We start from the raw sequence: 16552 nt of genomic DNA, 5'->3' as shown, positions 1-16552 counted from the left end.
GGCCCGCTGTTTTTTATGCGCTAGCGTGGGGCCTCCGGCTTCCTGCCGCGTCCGAGCGCGAATTGACCGACCGGGCCCTCTACATGGAATTCGAGCCCGGTCATTTTTGCAAACAGATCGATGTTGCTGGTGCCGATGGCGCAGCCACCAAGGCCCATATCGGTCGCCGCGAGGTAGAACGTCTGGATCATGCTGCCGACATCCTTAAGGATCAGCGAGTACGCGATTGAGCTGTATTTCCAGGAGATCCGCCCAAAACGCGCCGCGATCGTGATCAGGACCTGCGGCGGACCAGGTGCGTCCATGGCAAACTCGGCTGCCGCCGAAAGCGCCTGGAGTTGCTGTGCGGAGACCCCGATCGCTACCAGCGCGTGGCCGCCCGCGTCGTAGTGGTAAAGTCCGCGTGCAAGCCCTTCGCAATTCGAGACCGCCAGATACAATTCCAGTTCGTACGCACTGCCGGCCGACGGATAGGGTCTTGTGCTGTAGGTGATCTCAGGACTGCCTTCGAAATTCGCGTCGCTCTTCCATTCCGACAGGACGCGGGCTGTGGTGTCGAGAAAGCGCGCGAGTTCTGCGAGCGTGACCGGATTCTCGTCATCGAAATCTCGGACTGAATGGCGTTCGCGCAACAGCTTTGCGAAGGGCGAGATCGGATCCGAGGTAGGCAATTTCCGCAGGTCGATCTCCTTGCCGGGCCAAGGCGGACGCACCGCAGGCGGCGGTGAAACTACGCTTGCATAGGCGAAGGTGCTGCCAACCGGATTGGCCTGTCGGCCCTCGGTACTCCGCGTGTGAAACACGAGATCGTGGAAATCCCAGAGAACGAGATTGCCGTCGCCTTCGTTCACCCGGAGGCCGTCGCCGCTTTCCGCATTGAGCTTGAGCAGGAACTGGCTATCCAGCAGCAGTTCGAGCAGATCGAGGTTGAAGGCCGCCACGTGGCGGCGAAGCCCGCTGATCTTCTGAGGCTGCGACAGCGCAACGAGGGTGGCGGCAATGGCGGGATCGCCGATTCGAAACAGCGCGCCGGCGCGCGGCGATTCCAGCACCGTCTCGTTGCCGCGACGGCGCAGATAAGCAAAGCGCGACAGCACGACGGTGTCACTCTCGCCTAGCTTTGCGCGTTGCGGCCAGTATTCGGGGACCTGGGGCTCGATAACCACGAGATCCTGCCCGGCATGCGGAAAGGACAGGCGATATTCGAGCAGCCCGTGCCGCGCCAGCCGATGCACCAGGACATCAACTTCCCTCGCGATGGCGCTCTTGCCGGCAAGAGACGCGAGCGGCAGGCCGTCAGTCAGACTCCGCGCGCGGTCCATCGCGGCCGTGCTCAATTGTCCCAGATTGACGGAATAGCCGTCCACGAAGGCGGCGATGCTTCCGTCCGCCTGCATCTGCAGGGAGAAATGACCGTTCAATCGGGCGGTGATGACTGGCGCAATCTTCCTGGTCGGCTTTTTCCGGGGAGCGCGCACAGATGACCCTTTTCAGGTGTGCGGCAGGAACGGCGTGAGTTCGCTTTCCTGCCGCGGGCGATCCAACAATCCAAGCCTCACGGGAACATCGTAAAGCCGGCCCGGTGCGAAGCGGCGATAGAAATGCCGCAGGCCCGGAACAAGCACGCGAACGACGGGGACCTCAACGTCGGGCCGCGTCTGGTCGAGCACGAGGAAATCGTAACCTGCCTGGGTGGCGATCTCGACACATGCATTCACCTGATCGCGCGTATTGTCGTGAACCTTTAAGTCGGGAGCCGGCGGTACGATCGGTTTGTCGCCCGGGATCAGGAACGGATAATCTTCCAGCCGCAGCGGCGTGACACCGTCAAGCGTCGGCTTCTCGCCGCTGCCGCCGCCCATCATGCCAATCGACATGAACTGGGTCAGCTCGGTGAGCGAACGCAGCAGGGCTATGCGGCGATCGAAATGCGCGCCGGAACCGAACTCGATATTCTCGTGGCCGTTCTGCATCCAGTGCATGATCGCCACATATGTGGGAACGCCGAGATCGCTGGTGACATCGAGCACCCACAGCCGGCGCCCGGCGTCGGCAAACTGGGCTTGCAGATCCCGGACATAGGAATCCTCGAATTGCTTGAGGTCGAGCTCGGCACGCTGCAGCCGGTTGTACCACCAGATGGCGTAGGCATCGCGCTCGATCAGTTCGAGGAAGCCCTGAACGATGGCTTCCTCGCGGGTGTTGCCGGCCGCGCAGCCGTTGGAATCCGTATGGAAGCCGCCATAAAAGAAGTAGAGCAGACCGGTCGGAAGATATTTGAAACACTTGTCGCGCAACGACCAGACCGGCGACCACTCGGTCCGCATCGAGGGGGCGAGCGGCTCAGGAACCGGATGTGAGTCGTCTGGCTGCTGGGCATGCCTGTTTTGAAACTGCGTTTCGCTGAAAAGTTGGATGTCATTGGGGTGAAGGGCGTCGCCTGGAGCGAAATCGGTGAAGCGGCGCGCCGTCCTGATCTCGTCACCCTGGAAAATCCCCGAATAGCGCTCGATCGCCTCCATCAGCGCGCTGGCCTCGCCCTGCTCGGCCGTGGAGCCCTTGCCGAAGCTGCCGCCGCTCAGTCCGGACCTGAGCTGATCGACGCTTTGGGCCGGCGCAGAGAAATTGTGGTAGGCAAAAAAATTGGTGTTCATCGGCAGGTCGACCTCGATCCGCTCGAGCCGCGAAACCACGCCGGTCAGCGGGCTTACATGCTTGCGGAAGCGCGCTACGGTGGCCCGGGAGGTTACGGTGCGATATCCACCGCTGGTCATGATGAGCTTGCTGCCTTCGGCGATTTCGATTGGCGTCGCCGCCCGGCGTGGACTCTGCAGTTTTTTGCTCCCGCAGGTCTGACATTGCGGGCGCCGCGCGACAAAGTGCTTGGCTATGACCGCACCAGTCAGGTCGAGGCTCGCAATGTGATCGCGCAGATCGGTGCGAAAGCCCGAGGCGATCGCTTTCGTGATTTCGACGGCAGCGAAGTGAAATGCAGTGTGTCCAACGCTGTCGTTGACCAGGGGCGATACGGCGACCGCCTGCGCGGGTCCGCGGTCGAGAAATCCCTTGATCTCCCGGTTGCGTATCATGCGATCGAACAGACAGTTCCAGCAGGCGCTCTCGCCCGGTTTGAACACAGGCCCCACCAGCGGAAACACGCCGGACGGCTGCACCAGCAGCCAAGGCGTCTTGGCGGCCACGCGTTGCAGGTTCATCTCGGCCAGCCGCTGGTCGAGATAGTCGTTCACCAGCGTGATCGTGAGCTTGGGCGAACGCTTGGCGATCTGAACGCCGAGTTTGCTCAAGGCCGCGGCAAGTTCTTTGGCACCTTTGACATCGATCGATTCCACCTGCACGGGGCAATTGCGGAGATTCTGCTCCGCGACCTCGGGAGGCAGGCCGAGGCTCGCCCAATATCCAGCGACGGCGCCGTCGAATGCATGCGATGTTCCTGCAACGACGACGTATCGGCGCTCCAACAGCCGCTTGATCGCTTCCTCGATATTGTCGATCGGAAAGCTCTTCGAAAGCTGGCGAACGATCTCTGGCGCAGACTTTCCATTTTTTCCGATCGCCCTGGCAGCTGCACAATACAGCTCGCCGTGCAGGAAGAACTTTCGGTTCTCGGAATAGAGGCAGACCACATCGGGAGGGAGTACATAGGCGGTGAAGTTCGGCGAGAATCGCAAGATGTCCTTGGTCTGCCTCGAAACGCGGCTCTTGCGATTGGCTGTCATCGGGGCAGCACGCGGATTTTTTTGCCTGTCATTTCAGATCGCCAGCGCACCGCGAACCGTCGTTCCATCGGACTCATGTACCGACGTCGACTGAAATTGTTTGATTGAGTTGGAACACACTCGCTTGTCATCGGCAAGCTGCCCCCGATGGCAGGCGAACGGTGCAACGAAAACAAGAAATTGGCCGGGTCGATCGCGAGTCCGGCCAATGAAATTGTGGCTTGTCGATACACAATCAGCAAGCGTCGTTGCCTAGCACCAGCGGCACCGGCCCCAAGATGCACAGCAACCTGCACATCCTATGCCTATGCCTATGCCTGGCACGCCCAGCCCTATCCAACCAACGCCGCAACCACCACAGCCTCCACAGCCGACGCCGCATCGGCAGGCTCTGCATCCACAGCCTCCGCAGCCGCGACAACCACCGCATCCGCGGAAGCCACCGCAGCCCCGGGCGCCACCACATCCGCGGCAGCCACCGCATCCGCGCTGGGCTAGCAGCACGCCGCTAAGTACATTTTCTTCGTCGTCGAAGAGATTGAAGGTAGCAAGGCTGACGTCGGCAATTTCCTCTTCACCGAGCGTGATCATCATACCAGGAGCGAAATTCCGCCCCTGCTGAACGTCACCGGTCGGTACGGCCGATGCCGATGCGCCTCCTGCTAGCGAAAAAGTTAATCCGGCGGCTCCCAGCGCCGGTATTGCGGTTCTGGTTACTCGCTTCTTTTTCGAAGCTTGCTTCACCCGCGGCATGGTCGCATCCTCCAATGTTGCAAGAAGGATATCCGTGACGCAATCCTACGCCGACCAAATAAGGCAGGCAAGATTCATGCGCACACGAAAACGTAATGACGCTCGTTCAGATTGCATTCAACTTCATGAAGGCTGTCGCCGCATTTTCGTTCATTGCAACGACGGTCCGCGCCCGCAGTGCAGATTGCAACGAGTGCGACTTGGTGCAGTGCGCAATTGTCTCCAGGCTTGAACGGAGAAATTGACTTGGTCAATCAACTCGGACGCTTCGCCTGGTATGAGCTCCTGACCACGGATGTCGCGGCAGCAAGCGCCTTTTATGGCAAGGTCGTCGGCTGGGTCGGGAAAGATGCGTCGACTCCGGAACTGGCCTACACGGTGCTTACTGCCAGCGAAGTTCCGGTAGGCGGACTGATGGATCTACCGGAAGAAGGGCGGCGATTGGGGGCAACTCCGAGGTGGGTTGGCTACGTCGCAGTCGATGACATGGATGCGACGGCCACACAGATCAGGCGTCGTGGAGGCGCTGTCCTGCTGCCACCAACAGAGAGCAATATCGGCCGGGTTTCAGTGGTCGCCGACCCGCAGAAGGCTACTTTTGCGCTGGTCAGCGGACTGACGTACGGCCAACGGCAACCCAGCGGGCTGGACGAGCTGGGACGCGTGGGCTGGCACGAGTTGCTGGCTGAAGACCGGAACAAGATCTTTGATTTTTACGGCGAGCTTTTTGGCTGGCAGAAGGCCGACGGTGAAACCGATGCGGCAGACCTCTATCAGTTGTTTTCGGCGGCCGGGCAGACAATCGGTGGCATGCTCACCAAGCTTCCGAGCGTGTCGCAGCCGTGTTGGCTCTATTACTTCAATGTCGACGACATCGGCACGGCCGCCAGGCGCGTCAATGATGGCGGAGGCCGGATCCTCCAGGGTCCGACCGAATTGCCGGATGGTTGCTGGATCGCGCGATGTGCCGATCCCCAAGGCGCACTGTTTGCGCTGCAGGGTGCTCGAGGTCCGCAAGACACCGAGCAACCCTCAGCCTCGGAAGTCGCCTGGTCCGCCAAGTGGGGTGGCATTGCTTCGCAGGGCAGGATGGTGCTGCCAAAGCCGAAGCGCTAAACCAGAGCGCTCGCAGGTACCGACCGTGATCAGTTTTATGGGTTCATGCTTTAGCTGAACATCTTGTTGAGTTCGCCGCCGGGACAGCCGTTGGCGAATTCGGTGAACGTGCCCTGCTCCGCCATCTCCTTTGATGCCTTCATGAAGCCGGCCCACGCCATTCGCGCCAGCGAGGCGCCGACGCTGATCCGGCGCACGCCGAGATCCGAGGCCACCTGCAGCGACGGGCCGGCCGCGCCGACCAGCAGATTGACGGGCTTTGGATCCACCGCCTTCACCACAGCCGAAATCTCTTCCGGCGTCGCGATGCCGGGCGCATAGAGGCAATCCGCGCCGGCTTCAGCATAGGCCGTGAGCCGGTCGATCACGAGCTTCAGATCCTTCTGCCCGCGCAGGAAAGCCTCGCAGCGGCCGGTAAGCAGCACGCCGCTGTTGTCGGCGTCGATCGCCATGCGCGCCGCCCTGATACGATCGACGGCGAGCGCGCGATCGAATAGCGGCTTTGCGTTGTCTCCGGTAAAATCCTCGATCGAAAGACCGGCCACGCCAGTCTTCACCGCGCGAGCGACATTGACGCCGACCTTGTCCGGTTCGTGCGCAAAGCCATCCTCGAAATCGGCATTAACGGGAATATCGACCGCCGCGCAGATCGCGGCGAGATGCGTGCAGACGTCGTCGACGGTGACGCGATTGTCGGCCTTACCCAGCGTCCAGGCAAAGCCGGCGCTCGTCGACGCCAGCGCCTTGAAGCCGAGATGCTGCAACGCTTTCGCACTGCCGACATCAAAGGGATTGGGGATGATGAAGCATCCGCTCTCGTGCAATTTCCTGAATGCGCCGCGTTTGTCAGCAGGTGTCAGCATGGTCGCTCCCCTCCGGTGTTTGTTTGCGCCGCCTAGATAGGAACGCAACGCCTATTCCGCCAGACGCCTCACGCCACGACCTTGCGCAGGAACGTCCGCTCCTCGGCGAGGATGAACTTGTGCTCCTCGGCGAAATTGAAATTGGCCATGCCTTCGCTGTCGGCGCGGAGCCGCGCCCGGTAGCTTTCATAGGCGGCAAGGCTGTCGAACGAGATCAGCGCGAAGGCGATGTTGTTGGTACCTTCGTGCGGCATCCAGTAGCCGATCAGGTCGCCGCCGCATTTCGGGATGATGCTGAGCCAGTTCTTCGAATATTGCTCGAACAGAGCGCGCTTGAACGGATCGAGCTGGTAGCGGATGAAAACGGTGATAGTCATTGATGAATCTCCGGTGGTCCCACGTCATTGCGAGCGCAAGCGAAGCAATCCATCGCGCCGCAAGCGGAGGAATGGATTGCTTCGTCGCTTGCGCTCCTCGCAATGACGGCTGCGAGAATACCCGCTTGCCCTACCACGATGCTTCGGTTAACATCGAACTATGAAAGCAGGTCCTGACATCGCCATGGTCGCCTCCCTGGTCGGCGATCCCGCGCGCTCCAACATGCTGACCGCATTGATGACCGGCCGCGCGCTGACTGCGAGCGAGCTGGCGCACCAGGCCGGCATCACGCCGCAGACCGCGAGCTCGCATCTCTCCAAGCTCGAGGCCGGCGGCCTGATCGAGCCGGAAAAACAGGGCCGTCACCGCTACTACCGCCTCACCGGCCCCGACGTCGCTCATGTGCTCGAAGGCCTTGCGGGCCTCGCGGAGCGCGCCGGCCACACCCGCGTGCGTACGGGGCCGAAAGAACCGGCGCTGCGCCGCGCGCGGATCTGCTACGACCATCTTGCCGGCGATCTCGGCGTGCAGATGCTCGACAGCATGCGAAGCCAGCGGCTGGTCCGCCAGACCAAGCAGTCGATCGAGCTCACCGGCGAGGGCAAGCGTTTCATGGCTGAGGCGCTGCAGATTGACACCGAGACGCTGGCCCACCCGCGAAGGCCGGTCTGCAAGGCCTGCCTCGACTGGAGCGAACGGCGGCATCACCTCGCGGGAACGCTGGGCGCCGCGGTCATGAACCGGTTCACCGAACTCAACTGGGCGGCGCGCGACCCCGCGCCGGGCAGCCGCGTCGTCAATTTCACCCGCACCGGCGAAAAGCGGTTTGCCGCGCTGTTCGGCCACGCGCAGGACTAGGGCCTCCTCTGAACTGCAACGACGAAGGCATCAACGGGAACCACTCTCGACCTCATCCCGAGGAGCCGCGTTAGCGGCGTCTCGAGGGATGGGCCACGGGCCCCATGGTTCGAGACGGCGCTGCGGAGCATCGTCCGGAGACGGCGCGGAGCCTGTCATCGGGCCGCGCTACACGCGGACCCGTTGGCGCCTCCTCACCATGAGGGTTAACTGGCTCATGCTCTCGCCAAAACGTGAAATGCAAAGGCTTTACCGCGCGCTTTCATCGCATCAATAAGGCCGCATCCAAAACCAATGGAGCCTGCGATGCGACGTGCGATCATGATCTGCTTTTCTATTATCGTGGGCGGCCTCTCCTGCGCGCAGGCAGCCGAACCTGCGGCGCGCGAACCGTATGGCATCGCGCTCGAGGGTTTTGCCTATCCCTACCCCGTCAACATGCTGCCGCTGGTGAACGACGGCGAACAGGTGCGGATGGCCTATATGGACGTAGCTCCGGCGCAGCCGAACGGGCGCACCGTGGTGCTGCTGCACGGCCGCAATTTCCCGTCGAGCTACTGGGCGCCGGTCATCAAGACGCTGAGCGATGCCGGCTATCGTGTGGTGGTGCCGGACCAGATCGGCTTCGGCAAATCCTCCAAGCCGCAAGGTGACCTGCATTTCGATACGCTGGCGCGCAACACGATCGCGTTGCTCGATCATCTGCAAATCGCGAAGGCGGACATCGTGGCGCATTCGCTCGGCAGCATGCTCGGCGTTCGGATCGCGCGCGCCTACCCCGACCGGATCGCGCATCTCGTGCTGACTGCTCCGATCGGCCTGGAGGATTACCGGCTCTACGTTCCGCCGACGCCGACCGAGAAAATTCTGGAGAACGAGGACAAGCTCACCGCGGACGGCTATCGCAAGCAGCTCGAAACCAATTACGCGCTAAAGCTGCCGCCCGAACAGATCACGCCGTTCATCGATGCGCGTTTCAACATCAAGGGCAGCGCCGAATATCCGCGCTGGTTGCGCGCATTCGTCAGCTCGGCGCAGATGATCTACCGCGAGCCTGTTGTGCACGAGATTCCGCTGATCACGCAGCCGACGCTGTTCGTGATGGGCGCCGACGACAAGAACGCGCCGGGAAGAGCCAATGCGCCGGAGGCGCTGCGCGCGAAGATGGGGCAGAACGCCGAGCTGGCCAAAGCGCTCTCCGCTATGATGGCGAAGGGACGGGCCGAGGTGATCCCGAACACGGGACATCTGGTCTTTCTCGAGACGCCCGGTAAATATAACGAACTGGTGCTCGGATTCCTGGCCGCGCCATAGCATCAGGGAACATTCATGTTCCATTCAGGTCTCGGGACTAAGTTCCGTTCCGTGCCGCCCTTGCGGCCGAAAACGGGAGAAAGCATGAAATACCTCTTCGCAGCAGTTTTGGCCCTCGGCACGGTTGCCGGCTTTAGCGCCGCAGAAGCGGCCGGCGGATGCGGCCCCGGCTGGCATCGTGGTCCGTATGGCGGCTGCCAACCCAATCGCAGAGTCGTTGTCCGGCCGGCGGCCCCGGTCGTCGTGGTGCGGCCTGCAGCTCCGGCCGTCGTGGTACGGCCCGGCCGCGTGTGCCCTTACGGCACCGTGTGGCGCTATGGACGCTGCCGCGCTTACTGAGATTTCCAGATCACAAAAGCCCCGCTCGCGCGGGGCTTTTTTATTTCTTCTCTAAACAATCTCTGGCGCGGCTTACCAGTAGTAACGACGACGACGCCAGTAGCGGCGGCGCCAACGACGGCGGCGATGCCAGCCCCAGTACCTGCGACGCCAACGCCGGCGGCGCCAGCCCCAGCGTCTTCGGCCCCAGCCGCGATGACGGCCACGGCCCCAACGCACTTCTTCGGCCGTCAGGCGATCGACCTCATCACCTGAAGTGACAGCGGGTTGAGCATCCTTGTTGGCGGGCAGCTTGGCGTCGTCGGCGAGCGGCGCCGGCATCAGCGGCGCGGCTTGCGCGCTCACTGCGAGCGCGACACCGCCCGCGGCAAATCCAAAGGCGAGTTTCAGAAAGTAGCGGCGCTCCATCACATCTCCTCCTCCGTCTGCTGTGTGCGAAAGAGAGTTTCGAGGTGCCGAGATGAACGCGCGGTGAATTGCGCGCTCGGCTTTGCTGCGAACGAGGTCGATCCAAGATTATTTTCGCGCGCTGATGCTCGCAGCGGAACTTTTGTGGTTGGTGCGGCATTTCTGCGTCGCGCGCGTGTGTGACTACACCGCATCTCAGGCCGATGCGAGCTCCTCCGCCAGCACCAGCACTTCCCGCGTGCGCGTCACCTCCGGCCAGTCGCGATTGAAGTCCGCCACCAGACGCTTCATCTCCGGTCCCTCGATTGCGCGATCGAGCGCCGCCTTGTCAGGAAATTGGTACATCGCCTGATGCAGCGACGGATCGGTGTCGCTCCAGTATCGCCACGCCTTCACGGCCCGGAACGATCTCATGGCATCCGGCAGATGCTCGTGCGAATACCAGGTGTCGAAGGCCTCTCGCTTGGCCGGATCGGTCACGGTGGCGCGGACGACGAAAAAGGCTGCGGGCATGTTTCTCTCCCAAGGATTTTGCTTGTTGTAGGATGGGCAAAGCGCAGCGTGCCCACCATCCATCAACGACGGTGCAAGAAATGGTGGGCACGGCGCAAGCGCGCCTTTGCCCACCCTACGCATTTGCGCTTCCTTCCACACGCAATTGTCACATGCTCCGTGATATCAAGGCCGCACGCAACGCGTTATCCGAGGTGCCACCCATGCCTGCCCGCCATCGCTCCGCCCTCCTCGCAGCCCTCTGCCTGTTGGCGGCAACTGCTCCCGCGCTTGCGGACGGGATCATGCTGCCGCGCGAGCCGCAGATCGGGCCGCGCCCGTTCTATCTCGTCGACAAGATGAAGGACGGGCCGCTGAAGCAGCAGCTCAGCCAGTGCACCGGGCCGTTTCGCAAGACCGACTTTTCCATCGGCCACCGCGGCGCGGCGCTGGAATTTCCCGAGCACACCCGCGAGTCCTATGTAGCGGCCGCCCGGATGGGCGCCGGCATCATCGAATGCGACGTGACCTTTACCAAAGACCGCGAACTGGTCTGCCGGCACTCGCAATGCGACCTGCACACCACGACCAACATCCTGACGGTGCCGGAGCTTGCCGCAAAATGCTCGCAACCCTTCAGCGCACCCGATCCGGCAACCGGCAAGAAAGCTTCCGCAAAATGCTGCACCAGCGACATCACGCTTGCCGAATTCCGGACGCTCGCGGCGAAGATGGACGGCTTCAATCCGGATGCGAAGACGCCGGAGGAATACCAGAACGGCACGCCACGCTGGCGCACCGATCTCCACGCCAACTCCGGAACGCTGATGACGCATGACGAGAGCATCGCGCTGATCAAAAGCCTCGGGGCCAAATTCACGCCGGAGCTGAAGGCGCCGGAAGTGCCGATGCCGTTCGATGGCGACTATACCCAGGAGAAATATGCGAGCCAGATGATTGCGGCCTACAAGAAGGCCGGCATTCCCTCAAGGGACGTGTTCGCCCAGAGTTTCAATCTCGCCGATGTCCTCCACTGGGTGAAGACCGAGCCGGACTTTGGGGCACAGGCGGTCTATCTCGAAGAGCGCTACGAGAAGCAGGGTCTCGATCCCGGCAAGCCTGAGACCTGGAAGCCTTCAATGGAGGAGTTGAAAGCCTCCGGCGTGAAGATCCTGGGCCCACCGATCCCGATGATGCTGGCATTGAACGACAAGAAGGAAATCGTGCCGTCCGAATACGCCAAGGCCGCGAAGGCCGCCGGCCTCGACCTGATCGGCTGGTCGCTGGAGCGCGACGGCCCGCTTCACAAGGGAGGCGGCTTCTATCACCGCTCGGTCAAGGCGGCGATCGACCGCGACGGCGATACGCTGACGGTGCTGGACGTGCTCGCCAAACAAGTCGGCGTGCGCGGCATGTTCTCGGACTGGCCGGCGACGACGACGTTCTATGCGAGTTGTACGGGAACGAAGTGAGGGCTTCGTAGGATGGGTAGAGCGGAAGCGAAACCCATCAGCGACGTAGCTGTTATTGAGACGTAGCCGTTATTGATGGGTATCGCTGCGCTCCACCCATCCTACGCGCCGCCTACGTGCGAGCAGGCCCGTCAACTCAATTTCATGGGGCTATCACCAACCACCCGGAGATCGATCCTGCTGATCAGGTCCGAACGGAGCACCTCGGCGGCGCTGATCGCGGCCATGGTCTGTCGCAATGTACTGACATTCGATCCGAGCGACACGATTCCACCCAGCATCAGGGCAATCGAGCCGATAACGGCAACCTGACTGGACCCGAACAGGCCGAGCATCGTAACGAGCAGCAATGCGACGCCGCCGGCGATTGCCGCCTTGGAAACCAGAATGATCTTTCGGCATCGCTCCGAGATTTCGGCAAGCTCCTCGAGCCGTTCCTCGATGAGTGAGATCTTGTCGATCGGGTCGTCCTCGGCCATCAGATTCAAGATCGAGCACCAATGTGTCGGTTTCGCAAGGCGGGTTAGCCAACGGGGCGCGCATTCACGCGACCCGTTGGCGAACCCCCACCCTACCCGCTGAGCGCCTTTCGCGCTAGGCGGGTTCCAGGCCGAGCGCCTGCGCGGTCTCGATCCAGGTCGGCAATTCGCGCTGATACAGCGCATTGCTTTCCTTGAAGCCGAGCGCCGGCTCCAGCACGAAAGTGGAGAGAACTTCCTTCACCTTCGGATCGCTATTGGCCGCCACGCAGAGTTCCGACAGCCGGTCGACGATCGGCTGTGGGGTCGCCTTCGGCAGCGCCCAGCCCGTGAAACCGCTCACCGTGAAAAACTTCGATGTCGCGCCCTGTTCAGGCAACGTCCTGACGTTCGGGATCGCGGCGACCTTCTTCGAGTGCACCGCGAACACCACGCCGTGGTTACCCTGCAGGACGGGTTGCGCGGCCGTGTAGCTGCCCATCGCGACGTCGAGCGTGCCGTCCATCAGCCCCGTCCACATCGGCGCCTCGCCCCGGTAGTGGATCGGCTCGATCTTGAGACCATACTGCTTGTTGAGTTCGTTGATGGTCATGTGCGGGGCCGAGCCCGCGCTATAGGTGCCGAAGTTCACCTGGCCCTTCTTGCGCGCGAACGCGACGAAGTCGTCCAGCGTCTTGACGCCGGACGCCAGGCTCGCGACCAGCAGAAGCCCGGCGCCCGGGATGACGCTGACGAGCGTCAAGTCCCTGTCCATGTCGTAGCCGGGATTCTTCATCATCACCCGGTTCATCACGTAAGTGGTCGAGATAGAGCACAGGATGGTGTGGCCGTCCGGCGCCGCGCGCGCAACTTCCGCCGCGCCGATCGAGCCGGAAGCCCCTGCCTTGTTTTCGATGACGACGTTCTGCCCCACCTGCCTGGAGATGTAATCGCCGAAGGCGCGCGCCAAGAGGTCGGTCTGCCCGCCCGCCGGGTAGCTGCAGACCATGCGGATATTCCGCGACGGCCACGCGGCTTGCGCGCGGGTGCTACGCGAAAGAAAAGGCAGCGCGGCAGCGGCCGTACCAGCAGCGATGAAATGACGGCGGTTGAACTTTAAGGGCATATTTCCTCCTTGATTTTTCAAGGAGGGTATCGCATCGCCCGGCTTCTGCCATATGCGAAGGCCGGGACAGATCAGCGCAGTTAACAAAATCCGGATCTTTCGCCACAACTCGTGGGCGTGTCAGCTCGATGATAGCATCTGCAACTGTAATTTTCCGAGAGCTGGAAAATGTGGTGCGGTGATGCTCGGTTGAGTCAATTCAAACGTTCAGGATGCGGGCCGCAGCATCGGCGTCACCACTGGCGAAGAGCCGCTTTGGATTCTGCCAGTGATCTTGAAGCCGTGGCGTTCATAGAGCGAAATGTTACGCGGGTTCGAGCTTTCGAGATAGGCTGCGATGCCCTCCTCGTCGCATCGTCGAAGCGCATGTTTCATCAGCAACGAGCCAAGCCCCTGCCCGATCCATTTCGGATCGGCGGCGATAAGAGGCAGATACCAATGCGGCTCATGCGGATGATGTTCGGCCATTCCTTTCATGATGGCCCCGATATCCCCGGCGATCTCCGGGCGCAGGGACTCCTCCATGATGGCGTTCATTTCTGCTTCGTCCGGCTCGACGCCTGGTGGCAGCCATAGGGCGGCAGCGCGGGCCCCTTCGGTGATGTAGGCTGTGCCGTGCTCGAAAGCACCGCCGCCGAAAGCATTGACCATCCGAGGCATTATTCTGAGGTACACGGACGGATCGGGCCAAGCAAAACGCGCCATCGGATCGGCGGCAAAGCCGAGCACAATGGTGCTGATCGCGTTTGCCCGGTCGTTCGCGCCTGCGGATATGACTTCCGGCACCGCCGACATCGTGTCGCTCCCTCGGTCACCTTTCGATCTTAGGCATCGTTAATGTAAACGGGCCGATGCCTTCTTCAAGAACCACGGCGGCGGCTATGAAAACTACTGTTGTCGGGGCTGCAACTGCACTGGCGCCCGCGCTTGCGCCCTGGTTTGCGTCGGCGGAGGCGTCGACACGGGCTTACGCGCAGGGTTGGCAACCGGCGGCGGATTAGCTGATGTCGCCGGTGAAGTCCTGGGTCGCAGGTTCTGTTCGGAGGCGCTGGAGATCGCGCGCGCAATTTGTTCCTGGCTTGCCTTGAGCTGTTCGGCGATCCCAGCATTTTCGCGGGCCAATTCATCCTGGCTGGCCTTGAGCTGCTCGATCTCCTGCTGCATGTTTGCGAGATCACGCGCCATCGTTTGCAGCGACTGTGTCACCTCGGGTGGGATCGGGGCGGCTGCCGCGTCTTGCGGCGCGGTCTGAGCCGGAAGTGATAATTGCGAATGCGCTGCATCCGCCGCAGCCACCTGAACAGTAGGCGGACTATCCTGGGCAGCGAGCTCCGGCGTCGCCGACGGCAACGACGAAGCTGCGGCCAGTTGCGGCGCCCACCGGGAGATCATCGGCCTGACCGTCTCACCATAGGACTGCCAGGCGAAAGCCGCGGTACAGATGCCCGCTGTCAACAGCAGGCCGATGAAGCCGCGCAGCGCCGGCCTGCCACGCGAAGGCCGATGAAGCTCTTTCAGGGCCCTCTTCGCATCCGAAGAGCCGCGCGCCGCATCGTGATCTATCTTTAAAATCTGTTCATTGAGACGCGCGAGCTGTTGATCCGCGAGGGCGATCTGTTCATAGGCATGTGCGAGCCGTTCATCGGCGCGCGCGACCAGCTCAACCTCTTGCGTGGACAGTCCCGGACTAACATCGCGTGGATCGGTTTGCTTGGTGTCCTCAGGGGAATCCATGGGCGCCTGCTCCCAGTTTGCCGTCAACTGAACGGGCGATCGTCGGATTGTAAACACTTCCTACCGCCGTTTTGACCAAAGCAAGGCTGGACGATGGAAAGTATGGGGCTGATTTTGGGCAACATCCTCCGGCACCGCCCAGGCCCGCTGCAGCGTGGGTGGAGAGCGAGCTACCTTGGCTCTTCTAACGACGGCTCAGTTGGCCTTGCGGCCCAGGAAAGCCGGGATATCGAGAACTTTTTCCTCGATCGAATTGCGCACAGGAGCGGCGCGGCCGTAGGGATCGAGCCCCTGCGGAGCCGCCTGCCGCGCATGTTCCGCGATCGGCTTTGCCGTTCGCCCTTCGAGTTGGCGGGCCGTCGGGAGGAGCGACGGCCCCTCCAATTGCGGCGGCGGTAGACTACGCTCGACCCGGTCGGCGATGCGACGCCTGTCGTTGCTCAGACGGCCGGCGAGGTCCGTGAGTGAGCCTTCCGCCGGCTGCGCCTGACGCGGCGCGCCGAGATTATCGATGCCGGTCGCCACAACCGAGACGCGGACCAAGCCTTCGAGGTTTGCATCGAAGGTAGCGCCAACGATGATGTTGGCATCCGGATCGGCCTCGTCGCGGATGCGGGTCGCAGCCTCGTCAACCTCGAACAGCGTGAGGTCCCTGCCGCCGGTGATGGAGACGATGAGGCCGCTGGCGCGCTTGATCGAGGGATCCTCGATCAATGGATTGGAAATCGCAGCAATAGCGGCGTTGAGCACGCGCTTGTCGCCGGAAGCCTCGCCCCTGCCCATCATGGCCTTGCCCTTCTCGCGCATCACCGAGAGAACGTCGGCAAAATCAAGGTTGATCAGACCTTCCTTGACGATGAGGTCGCTGATGCAGGCCACGCCCGAATAAAGCACCTGATCGGCCATGGCGAAGGCATCGGAGAACGTGGTCTTCTCGTTGGCAACCCGGAACAGGTTCTGGTTCGGGATGATCAGGAGGGTGTCCACCGCCTTCAAGAGTTCCGCGATGCCTGATTCGGCAAAACGCATGCGCCGCTGGCCCTCGAACTGGAATGGCTTGGTGACGACACCGATGGTGAGAATGCCGAGCTCGCGCGCGGCCCGGGCGATGATGGGCGCAGCGCCAGTGCCGGTACCGCCGCCCATGCCGGCTGTGATGAACACCATGTGCGCGCCGGTCAGATGATCGCGGATCTCGTCGAGTGTCTCCTCCGCCGCCGCGCGCCCCACATCGGGCTGTGCGCCGGCGCCAAGGCCGCCGGTCACCTGCGCGCCCATCTGGATGACGCGCCCGGCCTTCGAACTGGTGAGCGCCTGCGCGTCGGTATTGGCGACGATAAACTCGACGCCTTCAAGCCCGGCCTCGATCATGTTGTTGATGGCATTGCCGCCCGCGCCGCCGACCCCAAACACGATGATGCGTGCCCTCAGCTCGCGGACGTCGGAGATGCCACTCATTTTTGCCCCACGGTTGCTCCGCCAAGCCGCGGAATGAGAGAAAAGG

Annotated in this window: 15 protein-coding genes and 1 pseudogene; 5 read left to right on the top strand and 11 right to left on the bottom strand. The window is 62.2% G+C overall.

Features of this window, described 5'->3' with window-relative positions:
* Positions 1–20 precede the first annotated feature (20 nt).
* Positions 21–1397, bottom strand: a complete 1377-nt coding sequence (locus GWE18_RS07155; RefSeq protein WP_275185166.1) for a SagB family peptide dehydrogenase — start codon at positions 1395–1397, stop codon at positions 21–23.
* Between the two features lie 93 nt (positions 1398–1490).
* Positions 1491–3737 (bottom strand): TOMM precursor leader peptide-binding protein, encoded by a 2247-nt coding sequence (locus GWE18_RS07150; protein WP_275185059.1) that lies wholly within the window; start codon positions 3735–3737, stop codon positions 1491–1493.
* A 999-nt stretch (positions 3738–4736) separates the two neighbouring features.
* On the opposite strand from GWE18_RS07150, the gene GWE18_RS07145 reads away from it, so the two are divergent.
* On the top strand, positions 4737–5606 hold the full coding sequence (locus GWE18_RS07145; protein ID WP_275185058.1) for a VOC family protein: 870 nt from the start codon (positions 4737–4739) through the stop codon (positions 5604–5606).
* A gap of 50 nt (positions 5607–5656) precedes the next feature.
* On the opposite strand, the gene GWE18_RS07140 is transcribed toward GWE18_RS07145, so the two are convergent.
* Both GWE18_RS07140 and GWE18_RS07135 read right to left on the bottom strand, forming a co-directional pair.
* Positions 5657–6469 carry an isocitrate lyase/phosphoenolpyruvate mutase family protein gene (locus tag GWE18_RS07140; RefSeq protein ID WP_275185057.1) on the bottom strand — a complete coding sequence of 271 codons (813 nt, stop codon included), beginning with the start codon at positions 6467–6469 and terminating at the stop codon, positions 5657–5659.
* Between the two features lie 68 nt (positions 6470–6537).
* Positions 6538–6846 carry an NIPSNAP family protein gene (locus GWE18_RS07135; protein WP_275185056.1) on the bottom strand — a complete coding sequence of 103 codons (309 nt, stop codon included), beginning with the start codon at positions 6844–6846 and terminating at the stop codon, positions 6538–6540.
* Between the two features lie 160 nt (positions 6847–7006).
* On the opposite strand from GWE18_RS07135, the gene GWE18_RS07130 reads away from it, so the two are divergent.
* The 3 genes from GWE18_RS07130 (at position 7007) to GWE18_RS07120 (ending at position 9358) form a co-directional block, all read left to right on the top strand.
* Positions 7007–7705, top strand: a complete 699-nt coding sequence (locus tag GWE18_RS07130) for a metalloregulator ArsR/SmtB family transcription factor (protein WP_275185055.1) — start codon at positions 7007–7009, stop codon at positions 7703–7705.
* 306 nt (positions 7706–8011) lie between these two features.
* Positions 8012–9019, top strand: a complete 1008-nt coding sequence (locus GWE18_RS07125) for an alpha/beta hydrolase (protein ID WP_275185054.1) — start codon at positions 8012–8014, stop codon at positions 9017–9019.
* A gap of 84 nt (positions 9020–9103) precedes the next feature.
* The gene (locus GWE18_RS07120) at positions 9104–9358 is read left to right on the top strand and encodes a hypothetical protein (protein ID WP_275185053.1); all 255 of its coding nucleotides are present in this window, start codon (positions 9104–9106) and stop codon (positions 9356–9358) included.
* Between the two features lie 72 nt (positions 9359–9430).
* On the opposite strand, the gene GWE18_RS07115 is transcribed toward GWE18_RS07120, so the two are convergent.
* Positions 9431–9766 (bottom strand): twin-arginine translocation (Tat), encoded by a 336-nt coding sequence (locus tag GWE18_RS07115; RefSeq protein WP_275185052.1) that lies wholly within the window; start codon positions 9764–9766, stop codon positions 9431–9433.
* Between the two features lie 195 nt (positions 9767–9961).
* The gene (locus GWE18_RS07110; RefSeq protein WP_275185050.1) at positions 9962–10279 is read right to left on the bottom strand and encodes a hypothetical protein; all 318 of its coding nucleotides are present in this window, start codon (positions 10277–10279) and stop codon (positions 9962–9964) included.
* A gap of 284 nt (positions 10280–10563) precedes the next feature.
* Here GWE18_RS07110 and GWE18_RS07105 point away from each other — a divergent pair, with 284 nt between their 5' ends.
* Entirely contained in the window at positions 10564–11730 is a 1167-nt protein-coding gene (locus GWE18_RS07105) for a glycerophosphodiester phosphodiesterase family protein (protein ID WP_275185165.1), read from the top strand.
* Between the two features lie 131 nt (positions 11731–11861).
* On the opposite strand, the gene GWE18_RS07100 is transcribed toward GWE18_RS07105, so the two are convergent.
* From GWE18_RS07100 to ftsZ, 5 genes and pseudogenes are all read right to left on the bottom strand, one after another.
* Positions 11862–12209: a hypothetical protein gene (locus tag GWE18_RS07100; protein WP_275185164.1), complete on the bottom strand. Its 348-nt coding sequence runs from the start codon at positions 12207–12209 to the stop codon at positions 11862–11864.
* A gap of 115 nt (positions 12210–12324) precedes the next feature.
* Positions 12325–13314, bottom strand: a complete 990-nt coding sequence (locus GWE18_RS07095; RefSeq protein ID WP_275185049.1) for a tripartite tricarboxylate transporter substrate binding protein — start codon at positions 13312–13314, stop codon at positions 12325–12327.
* 207 nt (positions 13315–13521) lie between these two features.
* A complete protein-coding gene (locus tag GWE18_RS07090) occupies positions 13522–14109 on the bottom strand; it encodes an N-acetyltransferase (protein ID WP_275185048.1) in 588 nt (195 codons plus the stop codon).
* Positions 14110–14202: 93 nt separating this feature from the next.
* Positions 14203–15048, bottom strand: coding sequence for a hypothetical protein (locus tag GWE18_RS07085; protein ID WP_275185047.1), 846 nt, complete (start codon positions 15046–15048; stop codon positions 14203–14205).
* A gap of 402 nt (positions 15049–15450) precedes the next feature.
* Positions 15451–16506 (bottom strand): annotated as a pseudogene (gene ftsZ / locus GWE18_RS07080) (cell division protein FtsZ); the annotation flags it as partial.
* Between the last annotated feature and the right edge of the window lie 46 nt (positions 16507–16552).

The organism is Bradyrhizobium sp. CSA112 (assembly GCF_029051645.1).
GTDB lineage: Bacteria > Pseudomonadota > Alphaproteobacteria > Rhizobiales > Xanthobacteraceae > Bradyrhizobium.
The sequence above is the reverse complement of the archived record's forward strand: the minus strand, read 5'-3'. Positions and strand labels throughout refer to the sequence as shown.

What these genes read in the sequence shown, in the direction of transcription:
- GWE18_RS07155 (WP_275185166.1), bottom strand. Translation starts at nt 1,397, where the DNA reads ATGCAGGCGGACGGAAGCATCGCCGCCTTCGTGGACGGCTATTCCGTC.
- GWE18_RS07100 (WP_275185164.1), bottom strand. Translation starts at nt 12,209, where the DNA reads ATGGCCGAGGACGACCCGATCGACAAGATCTCACTCATCGAGGAACGG.
- GWE18_RS07125 (WP_275185054.1), top strand. Translation starts at nt 8,012, where the DNA reads ATGCGACGTGCGATCATGATCTGCTTTTCTATTATCGTGGGCGGCCTC.
- GWE18_RS07120 (WP_275185053.1), top strand. Translation starts at nt 9,104, where the DNA reads ATGAAATACCTCTTCGCAGCAGTTTTGGCCCTCGGCACGGTTGCCGGC.
- GWE18_RS07095 (WP_275185049.1), bottom strand. Translation starts at nt 13,314, where the DNA reads ATGCCCTTAAAGTTCAACCGCCGTCATTTCATCGCTGCTGGTACGGCC.
- GWE18_RS07085 (WP_275185047.1), bottom strand. Translation starts at nt 15,048, where the DNA reads ATGGATTCCCCTGAGGACACCAAGCAAACCGATCCACGCGATGTTAGT.
- GWE18_RS07110 (WP_275185050.1), bottom strand. Translation starts at nt 10,279, where the DNA reads ATGCCCGCAGCCTTTTTCGTCGTCCGCGCCACCGTGACCGATCCGGCC.
- GWE18_RS07135 (WP_275185056.1), bottom strand. Translation starts at nt 6,846, where the DNA reads ATGACTATCACCGTTTTCATCCGCTACCAGCTCGATCCGTTCAAGCGC.
- GWE18_RS07130 (WP_275185055.1), top strand. Translation starts at nt 7,007, where the DNA reads ATGAAAGCAGGTCCTGACATCGCCATGGTCGCCTCCCTGGTCGGCGAT.
- GWE18_RS07105 (WP_275185165.1), top strand. Translation starts at nt 10,564, where the DNA reads ATGCTGCCGCGCGAGCCGCAGATCGGGCCGCGCCCGTTCTATCTCGTC.
- GWE18_RS07115 (WP_275185052.1), bottom strand. Translation starts at nt 9,766, where the DNA reads ATGGAGCGCCGCTACTTTCTGAAACTCGCCTTTGGATTTGCCGCGGGC.
- GWE18_RS07090 (WP_275185048.1), bottom strand. Translation starts at nt 14,109, where the DNA reads ATGTCGGCGGTGCCGGAAGTCATATCCGCAGGCGCGAACGACCGGGCA.
- GWE18_RS07150 (WP_275185059.1), bottom strand. Translation starts at nt 3,737, where the DNA reads ATGACAGCCAATCGCAAGAGCCGCGTTTCGAGGCAGACCAAGGACATC.
- GWE18_RS07140 (WP_275185057.1), bottom strand. Translation starts at nt 6,469, where the DNA reads ATGCTGACACCTGCTGACAAACGCGGCGCATTCAGGAAATTGCACGAG.